At 69.9% G+C, this 17338-nt stretch carries 16 protein-coding genes; 6 read left to right on the top strand and 10 right to left on the bottom strand.

Features of this window, described 5'->3' with window-relative positions; genetic code table 11:
- Nucleotides 1-21: 21 nt before the first annotated feature.
- Nucleotides 22-1206 carry a serine hydrolase domain-containing protein gene (locus tag C4V41_RS33915; RefSeq protein WP_103960064.1) on the bottom strand — a complete coding sequence of 395 codons (1185 nt, stop codon included), beginning with the start codon at nt 1204-1206 and terminating at the stop codon, nt 22-24.
- A 162-nt stretch (nt 1207-1368) separates the two neighbouring features.
- Between C4V41_RS33915 and C4V41_RS33910 the strand changes: the two genes are divergently transcribed.
- Together C4V41_RS33910 and C4V41_RS33905 are read left to right on the top strand one after the other, a co-directional pair.
- A complete protein-coding gene (locus C4V41_RS33910) occupies nt 1369-2520 on the top strand; it encodes a sensor histidine kinase (protein WP_235030536.1) in 1152 nt (383 codons plus the stop codon).
- The gene (locus C4V41_RS33905; protein ID WP_103960062.1) at nt 2517-3179 is read left to right on the top strand and encodes a response regulator; all 663 of its coding nucleotides are present in this window, start codon (nt 2517-2519) and stop codon (nt 3177-3179) included. The genes C4V41_RS33910 and C4V41_RS33905 overlap by 4 nt, the downstream gene beginning before the upstream one ends.
- On the opposite strand, the gene C4V41_RS62170 is transcribed toward C4V41_RS33905, so the two are convergent.
- On the bottom strand, nt 3176-3331 hold the full coding sequence (locus tag C4V41_RS62170) for a hypothetical protein (RefSeq protein ID WP_160150490.1): 156 nt from the start codon (nt 3329-3331) through the stop codon (nt 3176-3178). The genes C4V41_RS33905 and C4V41_RS62170 overlap by 4 nt on opposite strands.
- Nucleotides 3332-3424: 93 nt before the next feature.
- Here C4V41_RS62170 and C4V41_RS33900 point away from each other — a divergent pair, with 93 nt between their 5' ends.
- Nucleotides 3425-4174 (top strand): nucleotidyltransferase domain-containing protein, encoded by a 750-nt coding sequence (locus C4V41_RS33900; protein ID WP_200824422.1) that lies wholly within the window; start codon nt 3425-3427, stop codon nt 4172-4174.
- Here the strand turns inward: C4V41_RS33900 and C4V41_RS33895 are convergent.
- From C4V41_RS33895 to C4V41_RS33870, 6 genes are all read right to left on the bottom strand, one after another.
- Complete coding sequence (locus C4V41_RS33895; protein WP_103960060.1) at nt 4171-4755, bottom strand: GTP-binding protein; 585 nt, start codon at nt 4753-4755, stop codon at nt 4171-4173. The genes C4V41_RS33900 and C4V41_RS33895 overlap by 4 nt on opposite strands.
- Nucleotides 4736-5086: a DUF742 domain-containing protein gene (locus tag C4V41_RS33890; protein WP_235030535.1), complete on the bottom strand. Its 351-nt coding sequence runs from the start codon at nt 5084-5086 to the stop codon at nt 4736-4738. Before C4V41_RS33890 ends, C4V41_RS33895 begins: the two co-directional genes overlap by 20 nt.
- Nucleotides 5083-5508, bottom strand: a complete 426-nt coding sequence (locus C4V41_RS33885; RefSeq protein ID WP_103960058.1) for a roadblock/LC7 domain-containing protein — start codon at nt 5506-5508, stop codon at nt 5083-5085. The genes C4V41_RS33890 and C4V41_RS33885 overlap by 4 nt, the downstream gene beginning before the upstream one ends.
- Complete coding sequence (locus C4V41_RS33880; protein WP_103960057.1) at nt 5489-7915, bottom strand: sensor histidine kinase; 2427 nt, start codon at nt 7913-7915, stop codon at nt 5489-5491. The genes C4V41_RS33885 and C4V41_RS33880 overlap by 20 nt, the downstream gene beginning before the upstream one ends.
- Nucleotides 7916-8595: 680 nt before the next feature.
- On the bottom strand, nt 8596-10800 hold the full coding sequence (locus C4V41_RS33875) for a hypothetical protein (protein ID WP_103960056.1): 2205 nt from the start codon (nt 10798-10800) through the stop codon (nt 8596-8598).
- A gap of 44 nt (nt 10801-10844) precedes the next feature.
- The gene (locus C4V41_RS33870; protein ID WP_103960055.1) at nt 10845-11138 is read right to left on the bottom strand and encodes a hypothetical protein; all 294 of its coding nucleotides are present in this window, start codon (nt 11136-11138) and stop codon (nt 10845-10847) included.
- 235 nt (nt 11139-11373) lie between these two features.
- Between C4V41_RS33870 and C4V41_RS33865 the strand changes: the two genes are divergently transcribed.
- Both C4V41_RS33865 and C4V41_RS33860 read left to right on the top strand, forming a co-directional pair.
- A complete protein-coding gene (locus C4V41_RS33865) occupies nt 11374-13494 on the top strand; it encodes a PQQ-dependent sugar dehydrogenase (protein ID WP_200824421.1) in 2121 nt (706 codons plus the stop codon).
- An 11-nt stretch (nt 13495-13505) separates the two neighbouring features.
- Nucleotides 13506-14399 carry a sugar phosphate isomerase/epimerase family protein gene (locus C4V41_RS33860; protein ID WP_103960054.1) on the top strand — a complete coding sequence of 298 codons (894 nt, stop codon included), beginning with the start codon at nt 13506-13508 and terminating at the stop codon, nt 14397-14399.
- On the opposite strand, the gene C4V41_RS33855 is transcribed toward C4V41_RS33860, so the two are convergent.
- On the bottom strand, nt 14396-14905 hold the full coding sequence (locus C4V41_RS33855; RefSeq protein WP_103960053.1) for a hypothetical protein: 510 nt from the start codon (nt 14903-14905) through the stop codon (nt 14396-14398). The genes C4V41_RS33860 and C4V41_RS33855 overlap by 4 nt on opposite strands.
- Before the next feature lie 219 nt (nt 14906-15124).
- Between C4V41_RS33855 and C4V41_RS33850 the strand changes: the two genes are divergently transcribed.
- Complete coding sequence (locus C4V41_RS33850; protein ID WP_103960052.1) at nt 15125-16345, top strand: S1C family serine protease; 1221 nt, start codon at nt 15125-15127, stop codon at nt 16343-16345.
- Nucleotides 16346-16565: 220 nt separating this feature from the next.
- On the opposite strand, the gene C4V41_RS33845 is transcribed toward C4V41_RS33850, so the two are convergent.
- Complete coding sequence (locus C4V41_RS33845) at nt 16566-17174, bottom strand: dihydrofolate reductase family protein (protein ID WP_103960051.1); 609 nt, start codon at nt 17172-17174, stop codon at nt 16566-16568.
- Nucleotides 17175-17338 lie beyond the last annotated feature (164 nt).

Here is a 17338-nt window from a genome sequence, read left to right as displayed (position 1 = left end):
CGATCCCCGGAGCGGGTAAAGCTAGCGCGCGAAGGCGGCCAGCGCGATGCCCAGGGTCCGCTGGTTCTGGCCGGACGCCTTGGCATCGGTGGAGTTGACCGAATAGACCAGGGTGCGGCTCAGGTCACGGGTCGCGCCGACCCCGGCGGCGTAGCCGTAGCGGGCACCGGTCTTGCCGTACGCGACGATCCCGCCGGGCAGCACCATCCGCGACATGCCGGAGGTGTAGGTGGCCGGCTGGTTGCCGCACTTGTCGTACATCGTCACGTCGGGGACGGTGAACATCGGCTCCAACCGAGCTGGCGGCACGATCTTGCCCGAGAACAGCGCCTTGACGAACTTCTCCAGGTCCTTGGTGGTCGAGATGAGGTCGCCGGACGCCCAGGTCGAGGTGACGCTCGTCTTCGTCATGTCCACCAGGTGCCCGTCGCCGTAGGCGAAGGAGTTCGCGAAGCCCGCCGGCACGGACTGGTAACCCTTGTGGTGCGGGCCCCGGATGAGCGGCGACGTGCCGGGCAGGTAACTGTCGCGCATGCCCACCGGGCGCAGGATCCGGGTGGTGACCGCGTGCTCGTACGACCTGCCGGTGAGCTTCTCGATCAGCAGCCCGGCCACGAACGTGTTGGTGTTGAGGTAGTGCTGCCTGGTGCCGGGCGTGAACTCGATCGGGTTCCGCACGGCCAGCGCCACGTACTCTTTCGGCTGCCAGGTCTTGAACCGGGTCTCGTACACCCACTCGATGGTGCCCGGCAGGGTGGGCGCGGGCAGGCCGCTGGTGTGGTTCAGCAACTGGCCCACCTGGACGTCGGGGTAGGAGTCGGGCAGCAGCCCCGGCAGGACGTCCTGGACGGTCGAGTCGAGCGCGACCTTGCCCTCGGCCACCAGTTGCAGCACGACCGCGGCGGTGAACATCTTCGTCACGCTGCCCGCGCGGAAGCGGACGTTCTCCGACGCCTTGCGCTCGGTCTTGAGGTCGGCCACGCCGGTCACGCCCCGCCATGAGCCCTTGGTGCCGCCCACCCGCACGATCGCGGCGGTGGCGTCGGCGGCGGGCAGCTTCTCGATGGCCTTGCCCAGGGCGGCCGCGTTGACCGGCGGGATCACCGCGTCAGGGTCGGGCTGGACGACGGCGGGCGGCGGGCAGGGGTTCGGTGCCGGCGTGGGCGCGGATATGAGGGTGGCGGCCAGGGCGAGGGCGAGCTTCATTGACGTATCTCCAGGTCAGGGTGCGATGGCGACCATCCTGCCGATCTCAGGGGCGTGGCGAATCGCCGGTACGATCCATTTGTCCTCACTCCTCCGGGTGAGCTCTCAAGTCCCTCGTACCGGCGATGCCCCGGCATGACGTGCCAGACAGGATGGGGTGCCGTGGCAAAGTCAGGCTTCTTCGCGCGGGTCCGCCCGCTCTGGATGGACGCCGCCCTCGCGGCGCTGGTGCTGGTCGTCGAGCTGTGGCCGTTCTTCTCCCGCGACAACCCGTGGGGCGGGCCGTGGCACTGGTGGGGCTACTTCATCGTGGCCGCCTCCTCGGTCCCGCTGATCTGGCGCCGCCGGGCCCCGGCGATCGTCCTCGTGGCCACCCTGGTCCCGACGGGGTTCTACGACCTCGTGGACGAGGTGGCCGCCCAGCCCATCTGGTACGGCGGGCTGATCGCGCTCTACACCGTGGCCTCCCAGTGCACCCGATGGGTTCGCGTACCTCTGCTGGTCGGCACGATCGGCGGCGGCCTGCTCGTGGTCGGCTCGTCCGAGACCGCCATGCGCGGCATCGTGCTGTTCATCGCCGCCTACGCCATCGGCCGCGCGGCGGCCTCCTCCCGCGCCCACGCCGCCGCCCTGGAGGAACGCGCCGCGCAACTGGCCCGCGAGCGTCAGGTCGCCGCCGAGCGGGCCGCCGAACGCGAACGGGCCAGGATCGCCCGCGACATGCACGACATCCTCGCCCACGCGGTCAGCGTCATGGTGGTCCAGGCCGAGGCCGGGCCGGTGGTGGTCGGCAATCCGGACAAGACGGTGGCCACGTTCGACGCGATCGCCGCCGCCGGGCGCGACGCCATGGAGCAGCTCCGGCGCATGCTGAAAGTCCTCAAAGAGGACGAAGGCCCGCGCACGCCCCAGCCCACCATTTCCTCCCTGCCCGCGCTGGCCGACCAGGTCGAGACCGGCACCGGGCTCCAGGTGGCCTACGCCGCCTCGGGCACGCCGCGGCCGCTGTCCCCCGACACCGAGGTGGCGGCCTACCGAATCGCGCAGGAAGCGCTCACCAACATCGTCAAGCACGCCGGCGCCACCCGGGCCGGCATCACCCTCACCTGGCAGGACGACGCACTCATGATCGACATCACCGACGACGGCCGCGGCCGGGCATCGTCGATTCCCTCCGGCGGCAACGGCCTCATCGGCATCCGCGAGCGCGCCCTCGCCTGCGGCGGCACCGCCGTCACCGGCCCGCGCGACGACGGCCGCGGCTTCCAGGTCCTCGTCCGGCTGCCGCTGTCCCGGCGGGAGCCGGCGGCATGACCGTGCGCGTGGTGGTCGCCGACGACCAGGAGCTGGTACGCGCAGGGTTCAGCATGATCCTCGATGCCCAGCCGGACATCGAGGTCGTCGCCGAGGCGGGAGACGGCGCGCAGGCCGTGGCCGCCGTCCGGGAACACCGCCCCGACCTGCTGCTGCTCGACATCCGCATGCCCGTCATGGACGGCATCGAGGCGGCCCGCGTCGTGTGCGCGGACGGGGAGTGCCGGGTCCTCATGCTGACCACGTTCGACCTGGACGACTACGTCTACGACGCGCTGCGGGCGGGCGCGAGCGGGTTCCTGCTCAAGGACGTGCGCCGCGACGACCTCGTGCACGCCGTACGGGTGGTCGCGGCCGGCGAGTCACTGCTGGCCCCCTCGGTCACCACCAAGCTGATCGCCGAGTTCACCGCCAGAACGGCCGCCCGGCCCAGCGCGCCGCCGCCCGAGCGGCTCTCCGCGCTCACCGCGCGCGAGCGGGAGACGCTGAGGATGATCGCGCGGGGGCTGTCCAACGCGGAGATCGCCCAGGAGATGGTGGTCAGCGAGCACACCGTGAAGACGCACGTCAGCAACGTGCTGACCAAGCTGGGGCTGCGGGATCGGGTCCAGGCGGTGATCGCCGCTTACGAGACCGGGCTGGCCGTCCCTGGCGCCTAAGGGGTGCCGGAGCGGCAGACCGGCGTGGTGCTGAACTGCACGGTCGCGCCGCTGTAGGAGACCGAGCAGAAGAAGCGGCGCGCGGCCCGCTCACAGTCGCCGCCGTCCAGGGTCAGGGCCGGCGCGAGCCCGCGCCACCGCCCGGCAGGCATGGTACGTTCGAAGACTTTGTTCGTTGTACCGAAGGGAACGCTGTGGACGCTCTCTCCCTGCACGACCGCTTCCTTGGCGACACGCTTCCTCGGATGCGGCAAGATCCGAGAGTGGCCGGTGTCGCCGTCGCGGGGTCGATCGCGAGGGGAAACCCCGATGTCCACTCCGATGTCGATCTCATTGTGGTCATCGACGACGAGGTGTTCGACTCGGTCATGAAGGAGCGTCTTGAGCTGATCGGCTCGTGGGCCGCCCTCGTGGCGGGGTTCACCGGGGAGCACGTCGGCGAACCCCGCCTGATCATCACGCTCGTCGGGCCTCCCCTTCTCCATGTCGACTTCAAGTTCGTGCGGGCCTCCGAGTTCGCCGAGCGCGTTGAGGACCCGGAGATCCTGTGGGACCGAGACGGCATCCTGGCCGCCGCTCTGGCCGAGCATCCGCCGGCGAACCCGCCGCTCGATCTCCAGTGGATCGAGGACCGATTCTGGATCTGGGTGCACTACGGCGCGACGAAACTCGGCCGCGGCGAACTGTTCGAGGTCATCGGCTTCCTCGGCTATCTGCGCGAGGCCGTGCTGGGTCCTCTGGCCGCTCGGCGGGTGGGTGCGTCACCGCGCGGTGTCCGCCACCTCGAATCCCTCGCGCCGGATGAGGCCAGCGCCCTTCAGACGACCCTCTGCGGTTACGACCGGCACGACGCCGGCCGGGCTCTGCTCGCCTGCGTCGAGCTCTACCGGCAGTGGCTCGGCGACACCGAAGCGGTGATCGAACCCCGTCGCCACGCCGAAAAGCTCGCCGTGCAGTACCTCCACGACACCATCGACCAGGTCGGCAGGCTCTAAGAGATACCCTTCACCGCGTACGTGACCAGCGTGGTGAGCACGTTCTTGACCGATTCGCGGTCGCGTACGTCGCACAGCACGATCGGGGGCGTCTCGCTGATCCCGAGCGCCCGCCGTACCTTGACCGGGTCGTAGCGGCGGGCGCCGTCGAAGCAGTTCACGCCGACCACGAACGGGATGCCCCGCTGCTCGAAGTAGTCCACCGCCGGAAAGCAGTCCTGCAGGCGGCGGGTGTCGGCCAGCACGACGGCGCCGAGCGCGCCGAGTGCCAGTTCGTCCCACATGAACCAGAACCGGTCCTGCCCCGGCGTCCCGAACAGGTACAGCCACAGCCCGTCGCGAATCGTGATGCGGCCGAAGTCCAGCGCCACCGTGGTGGTGCTCTTGGCCTCCACGCCCGAGGTGTCGTCCACCCCGATGCCCCGCTCGCTCAGCAGCTCCTCGGTGTGCAGCGGCCGGATCTCGCTGATCGTGCCCACCATGGTCGTCTTGCCGACGCCGAAGCCGCCCGCGATGAGGATCTTGATCGCCAAGGCCGAGGCGACGGCGGTCGTCCCCGGCTCAGAGGCTGCGTAGTCCATGCAGCACTTCCCTGTAGATGCGTTCGTCGATCGTCTGCGCCACGGGGGCCGGGCGCTCGATGGTGACCAGCCCCTCGCGCCGCAGGTCGCCCAGGATCACGCGGGTGATGTTGAGCGGTAGCTGGAGGTGCGCCGCGACGTCGGCCACCGGCGTGGGCCGGCGGCACAGCGACAGCACGGCGCGATGCTCGGGAATCAGGTCCCCGGGGTGGAAGAGGCCGTCGACCGTGGCGACGATGGCCACCAGGTCGAACGTCTCGCCCTGCGGGCGCGCCCGGCCGCCGGTCAGGCCGTACAGCCGGATCAGCGGGCCGGGGTCGTCCCCGCTCACCGTCTCGCGCCGTTCCAGGCGGGTGCCGGTGCCGCTCCCCTCGGCTGCGCGGAGAGGTGCTCGCCCACCCTCTTCACCAGGAGGGCCATCTCGTACGTGACCATGCCCAGCTCGGCGTCGGCTGCGGCCAGCACGGCCAGTCGCGCGCCCTGACCGGCCGCGGTGACGAACAGGAAGCCCCCGTCCAGCTCGATGATCGTCTGACGTACGCCACCCATGCCGAAATGCCGCCCCGCGCCCAGGGCGAGGCTGTGGCTCCCGGCGGAGATGGCGGACAGGTGCTCGGCGTCCTCCCGGGTCAGCTCCTTCGACCCGCCCATCGCCAGCCCGTCGGCGGACAGCACGATGGCGTGCCGGATGCCGGGGACGCGGTGGGTGAGGTCGTCGAGCAACCAGCTCAGTTCACTTCTGGAATCGGGCATCGGGATGGTCGTCCTTTCGGTTCCACACGTCTTGTCCCTGCTCCACCTGGCGGCGGCCCTGCTGCCAGCCGCGTTGCATGGACGACATGAGATCTGCGAGCTCCTCGGGCGAACGCCCCGCCACCCCGCTGTCGCGCTCGGCGCGCTGGGGGGCGGTGCGAAGCTGAGGAGCCATGCTGGCCTGCGGCACCCGCATCGGCAGCCCGTCGAGGTCATCGTCCGCCTCCTGGGCCGGCACCGTGACACTCCAGTCAGCGGGCGGCCCACCGGAGCCGACGGGCGTGGGCGTGGACGCGGGAGCCTGGTCAGGGACGACGGTCGCAGACCATGACGCACCGCCCGAGTCGGGAACACCAGGCGTGAACGGTGGCGCGGAGCCGTTCATGGACACCGGCTCTGGCCTGCGTGCAGGGGCGGGGGCGGCGGAGGCGGCCTCGAACCAGGTGACATGCCCGGACTCCGTGGCCTCAGCCGGTGCCATGTCGATCGCCGCCCGGACCTGCCGATGCTCCGGGGGAAGCTCGGCACCCGACAGAAGAACGGACGGCAGCAGCACGATCGCGGTGGTCCCGTCATACGGCGAGCGCCGCAGCGAGATCTTGATGCCATGCCGGGACGCCAGCCTGGCCACCACGAACAGGCCGAGCCGGTCACTGTCGGCCAGGTCGAACTCGGGCGGATCCGCCAGCCGGACGTTGATCGCGTCGAGTGTGTCCTGGTTCAGCCCCAGCCCTCGGTCCTCCACCTCGACCGCGAACCCGTTGGCCGCCCGCATGCCCCGAATATGCACGTTCGTGTCGGGCGGCGAGAACACGGTGGCGTTCTCCACCAGCTCGGCGATCAGGTGGATCACGTCGGTGACCACCGCGCCGACCAGCAGCGGGGCGTTCTGCATCGGCGACACGGTGACCCGCGTGTAGTCCTCGACCTCCAGCACCGACGCCCGCACCACGTCGAACAGCGACACCGGATCCCGCCAGCGCCGTGCCGGGGCCGAGTCCGACAGGATGATCAGGTTCTCCGCGTGCCGCCGCATGCGCGTGGTCAGGTGGTCGAGCTTGAACAGGTCCTCCAGGACCTCCGGCTCGTCCACCCGGCGCTCCATGGTGTCGAGCAGCGAGAGCTGACGGTGCAGCAGCGCCTGGTTGCGCCGCGCCAGGTTGAGGAAGACCTGGCCGACGCCCTTGCGCAGCACCGCCTGGCCCACCGCGGCCTCGACCGCCGTCCGCTGCACGGCCGAGAACGCGTGCACCACCCGATCGACCTCGGCCGTGTCCGCCCGGTCGAGTGCGGGGGCCTCGGTCGCCGGATCCACGTCGTCGCCGCGGCGCAGCCGTTCGACCAGCCGGGGCAGCCGCTGCTCGGCCAGCTCCACGGCCGACCCCTGCAGCTTCTTGAGCTCCTCGATCAGTGACCGGCCGAACCGGAACGACAGCGCCAGCGACACCAAGACCGCCACCAGCCCCAGCAGCAGGACCAGCCCGATCCGCCAGAACGCCCCGGTCTTCTGCCCCTCGGCCTCCACCGCGGCGCGGGCCAGCTCCGCCTCCGTGTCACGGTTGATCGTGTCGAGCAGCGTGGCGGCGTCGCTCTTCCACACGGCCGGCTCCACCGGCGGGGCGCCGTTGGTGTCCCACACGAACAGCGCGTCCTCGACCTCGACCAGCCGCTTGTACGGGGCGCTGGCGATCATCTTGTCGTAGTTCGCCCGCAGGTCGGGGCCCGAGTCACGCTCGGCGTTGGCGAAGACGAGCCGGCGGCTGGTCATCGCGGCCACGAACGCGGCCCGGTCGGTGGGGGTCATCTTGCGGTGCACGATCGTGCTGGTGAGGACGGCGTGCTCGCGGCCCAGATATTCGGCCGTGGCACTCCAGGCGGCCATGCCGCGTACCGCCCGGTAGGACGAGACGTCGCTGAGCGCGTCGCGGTCGTTGAACTGCCGGTTGGCGACGCTGATCAGGTTGTCGTACGCCTGGAGGATGGTCAGCGGCGGGGCCAGCACCCCACCGTCGGCCGACGCGCGCAGCGACTGCAGCCCGTCGAGCGCCTGCACCATCGCCCGCACCTGGGCCGGCGTCTCGGTGCCCGACTCCGTCACATCAACGGTCCCGATGACCTCACGCAGCCGCTCCACCTTGCCATCGGTGACCCGCCGCTGCTGCGCCAGGGGCGCGTACGACGCCGTCCCGCGTACCGCCTCCGCCGAAAGCTGACGCTCGCGCTGCAGCTCGACGATGAGCTGGTGCACCGGAGACCCGATGGCCTCCCAGCGGTCCTGCGCCTGGGAGACCGTGTTGATCTCCTCCACGCTGGAGTAGGCGATGAACGCCCACAAAGCGACCATGGAGACCAGCGGGAGCAGGAGGATCCTCAGTAACTTCGTACGGATCGGCGGGGGCGAGGTCATCCATCATGTCCAATTCCGCGCGTGGTGATGCGCCGCTAGGCAGTCGTCGTGAGCTGGGCCCCCGAGGACGCTCGCCACGACTGGGTACGCCTTGTGGTTCGGTCCACTATGCCGATGGGGCAGATGTACTTCAAGACACAGATGCGAAGAATCAACACGAATGGTGTGTTGACTCTTTGTCAGCACACGAATCGTGACGGTAATACAGCGCACCTCACCCACAGTGACCGTTATTAGACCCCACGCCAACCACCACCCCACCAACCACAACCCTCGCGGGGGTCGGGGCGGTTGAGGGTCTGGGGATTTCGGGCACGGGGAGGGTTGCGGGTTGCCGGGACGATTGGGGAAGTCGGGACGGGTGGAGCCTTGAAGGGGTGGGGGTGGCAGAGGATTTAAGGGCTGGGGGTAAGCGACCTCCGGGAGGCCCTGAAACCACCCCGATCACCACCCGGCCACGCCGTCCGCAGCTACCGCCGACCGCAGACACCGGCCCTCGGCCACGCGACCACGTGGCCACTGGTCCCCGGCCCATCCCAGCCCTGGCCACGCGGGCTACCCCGCCTACCCCGGCTACCTCGGCCACGGTGGGCAGGATGCGGTAGTGCGCAGGGTTCGGTGGGGCTGACCGGGTTGTGGCTCCGGGCCCGGTGGTGAGGCGGGCCCGGGGTCGGTAGGGGTCAGGTCTTTTCCTGGCGCATGCGGATCTGGTCCAGCACGTTCGGGCGGACCTTGCGTTGTTCGAGCGTGTCGTGCAGTTCGCGGAGTTCGCGCTGCGCCTGCTCCGCGTTGTCCGCCTCCGCCAGCAGGTCCGCGCGCTTGCGCACCAGGTTGTGGTACGCCAGGTTGAGCCGGCGGTCGGAGGAGTTGCGGTAGAGGTCCAGGGCGGGCTGGGTGAGTTCGATCGCCCGCTGCGGTTCGGCCTCCTTGACGCGGGACAGCGTGCCCTGCTCGTAGTCGGTGACGCGGTTGAAGGCGCGGCCGTACGCGCCCGTGAGGATTTCGGCCGCCCGCGCGCCGATCAGGCGGTCCCCGTGCCGCTGCGCCACCTCCGTCAGGGTTTCGAGGCCCTTGGACAGGTGCGGCGAGGCGGAGCCGCCGAGGGCGATGCTCAGCCCGACCTGGTCGGTGAAGAAGTCGGCGGCCTGGATCTCGTCCTGCCGCGACGCGGGCGTGAGGACGCGGATGGTGAGGACGTTGGAGATCGCCAGGATGCCGCTGGGGCCGTGGTAGGTGGCCCGGATGCGGTACGTGCCGGGGTCGGTGAACATGAACCCGGCGCGGCTGTAGGTGAGGTCGATCTCGTGGCTGTAGCGGTCGTCGCCGGTCGTGGCCGTGGCGGTCGACTGGAGGGTGGCCGTCTCCGGGATGCCGATCACGGACATGATGGGCTCGAACCGGTGCACCCTGCCGTCCGGCCGCTGGATGAAGACCGACATGGAGCCGTACGCGGGATCGAGGTTGGTGTCGATCTCCATGGGCACGTTGAGCAGGTTGCGCAGCCGGGCCTCGACGGTAACGCGTTCCATGAGGTCGTACACGGGTGGCTCGGCGCGCAGCAGCAGTTCGACGGGCGGCTGGCCCTCGATGACCGAGAACGCCTCGCTGGCCTGCGGCTGTTCGAGGTGGCCGCCGCTGGACCAGGCGTCGCCGCCCATGATGACGGAGGCCATGTCGCCGTGCCGCATGTGGATGAGCTCCTGGTCGTCGAACCGGAACAGGAACCGGTTCCAGAACGTGTCCGTGCCGTTGCGGAGGTCGTACCGCCAGGGGTAGTTCATCCACGACAGGGAGTCCGGCCGCCCCTTGTCCCAGCTGTGCAGGAAGTTGAACGCGTGACCGGCCTCGTGCACGTACGTGTAGAGGAAGTCGCGCAGCGCGGCGGCCTGGGCGTCGTTGGCGGGGGCGCCCGTGGGCAGGTTGTTGAACCAGGAGTGGCGGCGGAAGAGCGCGAAGCCCTGGCGTTCCGGAGCCTCGCCCGCCCCGCCGAACGCGGCGGCCGCGTCGAACATGATCCCGGCGACGCCGGAGTTGTCGAAGGTGCCGGCCATGAAGCCCCACATGCTCCAGCGCGGCCAGCCGCCGGCGAACTGGCTGAAGGCGGTCTCCATGGCGTCGTGCAGTTCGGGGGCCGACCAGGTGCTGAAGGAGCTGTTGGCGTCGTCGAAGATCGTGTGGGCGGGGGTGTTGACCGTGAGCCCGACCCCGGCCTCCTGGTACGCGCTCTCGACCGTGATCGTCCTGCCCGGTACGTTCGCCGGCCGGTTGGAGTGGGCGTGGGTGTGATAGGCGGGCAGTTGCGGAGCCACGTTCACGGAGTTGCAGACGTCGACCTCGAGCGTCATCTCGCGGAAGTTCACCGAGGTGCGCGGGCAGTGGTAGGTCCTGACGGCGCCCCCGTTCTCGCTGAAGGTGATCTCCGCGGGCCCGGCCGGGGTCAGCGTGCCCCAGGGAATTCTGATGCGCGCCTGCGTCAGCGGGTGCGTGCCCTTCCAGAACCGCACCTCACCGGTGATCGTCACGTCGCACCGGCTCCAGTGGGCCCGCGGCGCGTCGATGATCCACGACTCGCGGTACCGGCGCCAGATGATCGGCGGCCGCCCGGGCAACTGGATGGTGAACACGTCGTGGAAGTCGCCGCTGACGCGGTTGGTGACCGGCGAGTTGCCGCCGCGCGGATCGATGTCCACGCGGCAGTCCAGGGCGCTGGTCCTGTTGGTGGTCTGGTAGCCCTGATACCGGCCGCTGACGGGCCCGAGGCGTACGCAGAACCATGGCGGCAGCGGGGGCTCCGCCTTCTCCTGGGCGCTCTCGGTGTAGGCGGACATCGGGTCGGGGGTGCCGTGCTCTTCGGCGATACGCGGCTCTTCGGATGGAATGGACATCGGTCCTCCTCGCTCGGCGTCATTGCCGGGCGCGACACACGGGGTCAGCCGTAGCCGAACTCCGTTCCTGCGGTGTGGGACAGCGTGGAACCGGATACCGACACGGCGATCTGGGGTGCCTCGCGCAGGTCCAGGCGGGTGGCCGCACCGCGCCCCGGGAGCTCGATCTCCGCCTCCGCGCGCTCGCCCGGCGGCAGCGTGAGCTCGACGGAGTCCGCCAGCCCGATCAGGGGACTGGTGCTCACGTCCAGCCGGTGGAAGGCGATCTCGCCGTTGACCCTGACGATCAGCTCGTCGTCGTCGAAGCCATCGGTGAAGTCGATGCGCACAGAGGCCATCTGCTCGTCCTGATCTCGAAGATGCCCGGCTCCAGCTCCTCGAACGCTATTCCGGCCTGCGGGAAATGGCCCCAGGGACGGCCCCAGGGATGCCCCTAGTCCCGGCACTTAGTCCGATTGAAGGCGAAAGGTGGCCGATTGAGTGGGATTAGGCCCTCCTCGATCGGCGTAACTCGGGTTACATTCACGTTACTTTGCCCTCTCTTGTTCCCCGAGTAGACCGAAGGAGAGAGGCATGCGAGTGAGAACCGCGTTCGTGGCCGTGACTGCTGCGGCGATCCTCATGCCGGCCGCGGCCGTACAAGCCGAGGAAACAGCCGGACCAGCAGCCGTACAACAAGCCGTTCAAGCCCCGCCTCCCGACAGTCAGTTCCAGAAGGTGACACTCAACGACAACCCGGGCGAGCCGATGGACCTGGCGGTGTTACCGGACTCCAGAGTCCTGCACACCACCAGGAAGGGCGAGGTCTGGTTACACGACCCGAAGACCGGCCTCAACACGCTGGCCGCCAAGCTCACCGTCTACCAGCACGACGAGGAAGGACTGCAGAGCATCGCCCTCAGCCCCGGCTTCGGCAAGGGCTCCAAGAAGGACGACTGGGTCTACCTCTACTACTCACCCCCGCTCAACACCCCGGTCGACAACCCGGCGACGCCGAACGTCAACGAGGGCGACGCCCCGTTCACCGGCACACCGGCGGACTTCGCGCCCTTCAAGGGACTGATCAGGCTGTCCAGGTTCCGCTTCGGCGCGGCCACCATCGACCTGCGCACCGAGCAGCGCATCATGGACGTACCGGTGGACCGCGGCATCTGCTGCCACGTCGGCGGCGACATCGTGTTCGACGCCGCGGGCAACCTGTACCTGTCGACCGGCGACGACACGAACCCGTTCCAGTCAGACGGCTACACCCCGATCGACGAGCGGGCCGACCGCAACCCGGCGTTCGACGCCCAGCGCAGCTCCGCCAACACCAACGACCTGCGCGGCAAGATCCTGCGCATCAAGGTCCGCGACAACGGGTCCTACGTGATCCCGCGCGGCAACCTCTTCAAACCCGGCACGTCGGGCACCCGGCCGGAGATCTACGCGATGGGGTGGCGCAACCCGTTCCGTATCGAGCTGAACCGGCGCAACGGCGACCTCTACGTGGCCGACTACTCACCTGACGCGCGCGCGGCCAACCCGGCGCGCGGCCCGTCGGGAACCGGCAAGTGGACCATCGTCCGCAAGGCCGGCAACTACGGGTGGCCCTACTGCGCGACCGCGCGGCTCCCGTACGTCGACTACGACTTCGCGACCCTGACGTCGGGCGCGACGTTCAACTGCGCCGCCCCCGTCAACGAGTCACCCCGCAACACCGGCCTGCGCGCGCTGCCACCGGTCGTCCAGCCGGACGTCTGGTACTCCTACGGCGCGTCGGCCGAGTTCCCCGCGCTGGGCACGGGCGGCATCGGCCCGATGGCCGGCCCCGCGTACGACTTCGACGTCCGCAACACCCGCGGCCGCACGGCGACGGCCTGGCCCAAGTACTACGACGAAGTTCCGCTCTTCTACGAGTGGACCCGCGACTACGTCAAGGCGTTCCACCGTGACGGGCGGATCGAGGACGTGCTGTCCTCGTTCGTCTTCGACAACCCGATGGACATCGAGTTCGGCCCTGAGGGCTCGCTCTACGTCCTGGAGTACGGCGACGGCTTCTTCAGCGAGAACCCGGACGCCCAGCTCGCCCGCATCGACTACATCGGCAACACCGGCAACCACACGCCCACCCCGGTGGCCGCGGCCTCGGTGACCGCCGGCCTCGCGCCGCTGACCGTCAACTTCACCAGCACGGGTACGACCGACGCCGACGGCGACAGGCTCCGCTACGCGTGGGACTTCAACGCCGACGGCCGGGTGGACTCGCGCAGCCCCCAGGCGACGTACACGTACCGGGAGAACGGTCTGTACAACGCCACGCTCAGGGTCACCGACACCGCCGGCATGTCCGCGGCCACGTCGGTACGGATCGTGGTCGGCAACGCCGCGCCGGTCGTGACGATGGTCAGGCCGGTCGCCGGCCAGCCGTTCGCCTTCGGCGACCTCGTGCAGTTCGAGGTGCAGGTCACCGACGACCAGCCGGTGAACTGCGCCAACGTGACCGTCGACTACATCCTCGGCCACGACGAGCACGGCCACCCGCAGACCACGGCCCGCGGTTGCACGGGCACGATCCAGACGACCCTGCCGGGCGGCCACGACCCGGGAGACAACCTCACCGGAGTGTTCGTGGCCAGCTACACGGACCCGGGCACCGGCGGCCTGCCGCCGCTGACGACCAGCACCCAGGTCGTACTCGAGCCCACGAGTTAGGGAGATCGCTCATGTGTTACGGCTACGGCCCCAGCAGGCGTTCGCTGCTCGCCGCGGCGGGCCTCGGACTCGGGGCGGCCGCCGTCGCCGGGGCGGCACCCGCCGCCGCGGCGACGCACCCCCACGGCCGGGACCGCGTTCCGCCCGGCCAGATCAGCATCCAGCTCTGGACCGTCCGCGACGACCTCGCCCAGAACTACGACACCACGCTCGCCTACCTGGCCGAGATCGGCTACCCGAAGGTCGAGCTGGCGCTCGGCTACTTCGGCCGTACGGCGCAGCAGTTGCGCCAGTTCCTCGACGGCCTCGGCATCCGCGCCAGCTCCAGCCACGACGGCCTCACCACCGACCAGGCCGGGCTGGAGACGAAGATCGCCAACGCGGTGACCCTCGGCCAGAAGTACATGGTCGTGCCCTACCTGAACTCGACCAGTCTGGACGAGTGGAAGGGCTGGGCCGAGCGCATGAACGTGGAGGCCGCCGCCGCCAGAAAGGCCGGACTGCGGTACGGCTACCACAACCACGCCCACGAGTTCACCATCGACCTCGGCGGCGGCCGTACCCCATGGGACGTGCTCACCCGCGAGCTCGACCCCCGACTGGTCCACCTGGAGATCGACATCTACTGGGCCGTCACCGGCGGCGTCGGGCGCGGCGCCCGCGACCCGGTGCGGTTCGCGATCGACGTCATCCGGCGGGCGCCGCAGCGTGTGCTGCAGTATCACGTCAAGGACCGGCACCTGGACGGCGACATGGCCGACCTGGGCACCGGCACCATCGACTTCCGCCGGGTCTTCGACGCGCACGAGGTCAACGAGTACATCGTCGAGAACGACACCCCCGACGTGACGCCCCGGCGCACGGCGGAGATCGGATACCGCTACCTGCGCAGACTCAGGTACTAGGAGGTGCTGTGCCCGGTCCCGGCAGGGGCCGGGCACAGGCGGGTCAGCAGGGTCTCGCCCTGCGGGCACTCGATCTCCAGCTTGCCGATGTCCGGCCCGTTGAGCGTCATCGTCTGGGTGACGCCCGGCGGCGCGGTCATGGTGACCGTGCTCACGATGTTGCCCCCGGAGTCGAAGGCCGTGACCCGCGCCGGCTGGGAGAAGTGCACGAGCGTGACCTCCACCTGGCCGATCGGAGCCGGGAACAGCACCGAGGCGGCCCTGTTCAGGATGAGCCCGGTGCTGCCGCCCCAGGTGACCACCTGCGTGCCGGGGCTCGGCGCGCCCGCGCCCTCGAAGACCGTGAACGTGATGTCGCCGACGTGCCAGACGAAGTCGCCGGCGTGCACTCCGCGCCGCATCCCGCTTCCCTGGGCGAAGGCCGTGGTGAGGTCGCGTACCTCGAACGTGCCGTCGAGCCGCCGGCCGAGCGACGAGTCGCACGGCGCGTGCGACCGGAGCAGCACGGACAGCGTGTGCGGTGGACTCGTTGGTACCTCGCGGCGGATCGGTCGGCAATGGCCGTGTCCGGACCCGGTCCCAAGATTTTTCCGGCCACCGTGATCACCCGCTGCCAGCGGCGATAAGGCGGGCATCAGGGCCTGCCGAGAGGTGGGATCTTGGGCTTAACCAGGATTTACGCACCATCTCCCACTCTTGTTGTCATCGGCACTTGAGGAGATGACATGGACGCGAACGAGCCGGGCGAGCAGCGAGCGAGTGGTTGGAGCCAGTTCGGTGACACGCCGCCTTCCGCGGGGGGATTCGCCCCCCGGAGCCCGCTGGCCCCGCCGCCGCCTCCACCGCCGCAGCGTGCCGGGTTCGTCCTCACCCGCAAGGCGATCGCCGGGCTGGCGCTGGCCGCCGTGACCGCCCTGTCGGCGGCGGCGCTGGGCGGCGGGGCGGTGGGCGCGTACTTCGCCGGGGGAAGCCGGCCGGTGCCGGCCGTCACCAAGACCACCGTGCCGAGCCCGGTGTTCCACAACGCCTCCGACAAGTTCACGGTCGCGCAGGTGGCGGAGAAGGTGCAGCCGTCCGTGGTGATGATCCAGGGGCAGAGCGCCGAGGGCTCCGGGGTGGTGCTGTCGGAGGACGGGCTGATCCTCACCAACAACCACGTCGTGGCCGGGCAGAGCGGCGAGCTGACGGTGAAGTTCAACGACGGCAAGACCGCCAAGGCGAAGGTGGTCGGCACCGACCCGGCCACCGACCTGGCGGTCATCCGGGCCGAGGGCGTGTCGGGGCTGGCCAAGGTGACGCTCGGCGACAGCGACCAGCTCAAGGTCGGCGACGACGTGCTGGCCATCGGCAGCCCGCTCGGGCTGGACGGCACGGTGACCTCGGGCATCATCAGCGCCCTCGACCGTACGGTGACCGCCGGCAGCGGGGGCGGGCAGCAGTTGCCGCCGGGCATGGGCGGGCAGGAGCAGGCGTCGGAGACGACCACGCTCGGCGGCATGATCCAGACCGACGCTGCCATCAACCCGGGCAACTCGGGCGGCGCCCTGGTGAACGCGGCCGGCGAGCTGGTCGGCATCAACAGCGCGGTCGCGTCCGACGGCGTCAACCTCGGCTTCGCGATCCCGGTGAACACCGCCAAGCACGTGTCCGACCAGCTCATCAGCAAGGGGACGGTGAGCCACGCGTACCTCGGGGTGAGCCTCGCCGAGGCCGGCGGCGACGTGTCCGGCGCGCTCGTCCGCGAGGTCACCAAGGGTGGTCCTGCCGAGAAGGCCGGGCTGAAGCAGGGGGACCTGATCACCAAGATCGGCAACACGGCGGTCACGGGCGGGGACACCGTCGTCGGCCAGGTGCGGGGGTACCAGGTCGGCCAGCAGGTCGAGCTCACCTACCAGCGGGACGGCAAGGAGAGCACGGTGACGGTGACCATGGAGGAGAAGAAGTAACGGTCTAACGGAAATCCACACCCCAGCGGCGCCGGATCGGGGACCGGCGCCGCTGGGGTGTCTCGGTCTCCGGCAGTCCCCACGGCGCACACGACCCCGCCACCGGTTGTCACGCGGAACGGTCGCGGCACGGGCTCCTGGACGACTCGGAGGGTGCCGTCAGGCGGCGCCTCGGCCTCGAAGCGCCACTCCGACGGCACCACCGCGTCGTTCACGCCGGTCAGGCGACGGAGCCGTAGGTCGGCTTGCCCGTCCACTCGTAGGTGACGTACACGACGCCGGCGCCCGTGGACCTTGAGCCGGTGAACTTCAGGCCGGCCGGTGCGGTGCCCTCGGCGAAGAGGCGCTTGCCCTCGCCGAGGACGACCGGGAAGATCAGCAGCCGGTACTCGTCGACCAGCTCGGCCCGCTGCAGCGCATGGACGAGGTCGCTGCTGCCCTGGACCAGGATCATCCCGTCGGTGCTCTTCTTGAGCTCGGCGATCGTCTCGGCGGCCTCGCCCACCAGGACCCGCGTGTTACGCCAGTCGGCGGTCATCGGGGTGCGCGTGGTGACGTACTTGGGCATGCTGTTGATCTTGGCGCCGCCCTCCTCGTCGGGCACGTTCGGCCAGTGCGAGGCCAGGATGTCGTACGACCTGCGCCCCAGCAGCATGCCGTCCGCCTGCTCGAACACCTCGCCCATGATCTGCCCGAACCCCTCGTCCACGTGCGGCGCGGCCCAGCCGCCGTGCGGGAAACCGTTGGTGTCGTCCTCGCCGGGCCCACCGGGAGCCTGCATGACGCCGTCCAGTGAGAGGAAGGTGCCAACCACCAGCTTGCTAGCCATTTCGCCGCTCCTTGTCGTGGTCTGTTCTGTGCCCGCAGCCTGACGGAACGCGATTACGGATTCCTTAAGGCATCCCTAACGTACGAGGCCCGCCGGAACGCGCGGAAGGGCTCTGCCCGCCGCGACCCGCTCTTCTCGCGTCGGTCCGGCACCAGAAGCACCGG

It is taken from the genome of Nonomuraea solani, from assembly GCF_900108335.1.
Taxonomy (GTDB): domain Bacteria; phylum Actinomycetota; class Actinomycetes; order Streptosporangiales; family Streptosporangiaceae; genus Nonomuraea; species Nonomuraea solani.
The sequence above is the reverse complement of the archived record's forward strand: the minus strand, read 5'-3'. Positions and strand labels throughout refer to the sequence as shown.

Bases quoted from the DNA above. Each gene is read 5' to 3' on its own strand.
- C4V41_RS33915 (WP_103960064.1), bottom strand. From the start codon at position 1,206: ATGAAGCTCGCCCTCGCCCTGGCCGCCACCCTCATATCCGCGCCCACG.
- C4V41_RS33905 (WP_103960062.1), top strand. From the start codon at position 2,517: ATGACCGTGCGCGTGGTGGTCGCCGACGACCAGGAGCTGGTACGCGCA.
- C4V41_RS62170 (WP_160150490.1), bottom strand. From the start codon at position 3,331: ATGCCTGCCGGGCGGTGGCGCGGGCTCGCGCCGGCCCTGACCCTGGAC.
- C4V41_RS33900 (WP_200824422.1), top strand. From the start codon at position 3,425: ATGCGGCAAGATCCGAGAGTGGCCGGTGTCGCCGTCGCGGGGTCGATC.
- C4V41_RS33895 (WP_103960060.1), bottom strand. From the start codon at position 4,755: ATGGACTACGCAGCCTCTGAGCCGGGGACGACCGCCGTCGCCTCGGCC.
- C4V41_RS33885 (WP_103960058.1), bottom strand. From the start codon at position 5,508: ATGCCCGATTCCAGAAGTGAACTGAGCTGGTTGCTCGACGACCTCACC.
- C4V41_RS33880 (WP_103960057.1), bottom strand. From the start codon at position 7,915: ATGACCTCGCCCCCGCCGATCCGTACGAAGTTACTGAGGATCCTCCTG.
- C4V41_RS33875 (WP_103960056.1), bottom strand. From the start codon at position 10,800: ATGTCCATTCCATCCGAAGAGCCGCGTATCGCCGAAGAGCACGGCACC.
- C4V41_RS33870 (WP_103960055.1), bottom strand. From the start codon at position 11,138: ATGGCCTCTGTGCGCATCGACTTCACCGATGGCTTCGACGACGACGAG.
- C4V41_RS33865 (WP_200824421.1), top strand. From the start codon at position 11,374: ATGCGAGTGAGAACCGCGTTCGTGGCCGTGACTGCTGCGGCGATCCTC.
- C4V41_RS33860 (WP_103960054.1), top strand. From the start codon at position 13,506: ATGTGTTACGGCTACGGCCCCAGCAGGCGTTCGCTGCTCGCCGCGGCG.
- C4V41_RS33850 (WP_103960052.1), top strand. From the start codon at position 15,125: ATGGACGCGAACGAGCCGGGCGAGCAGCGAGCGAGTGGTTGGAGCCAG.
- C4V41_RS33845 (WP_103960051.1), bottom strand. From the start codon at position 17,174: ATGGCTAGCAAGCTGGTGGTTGGCACCTTCCTCTCACTGGACGGCGTC.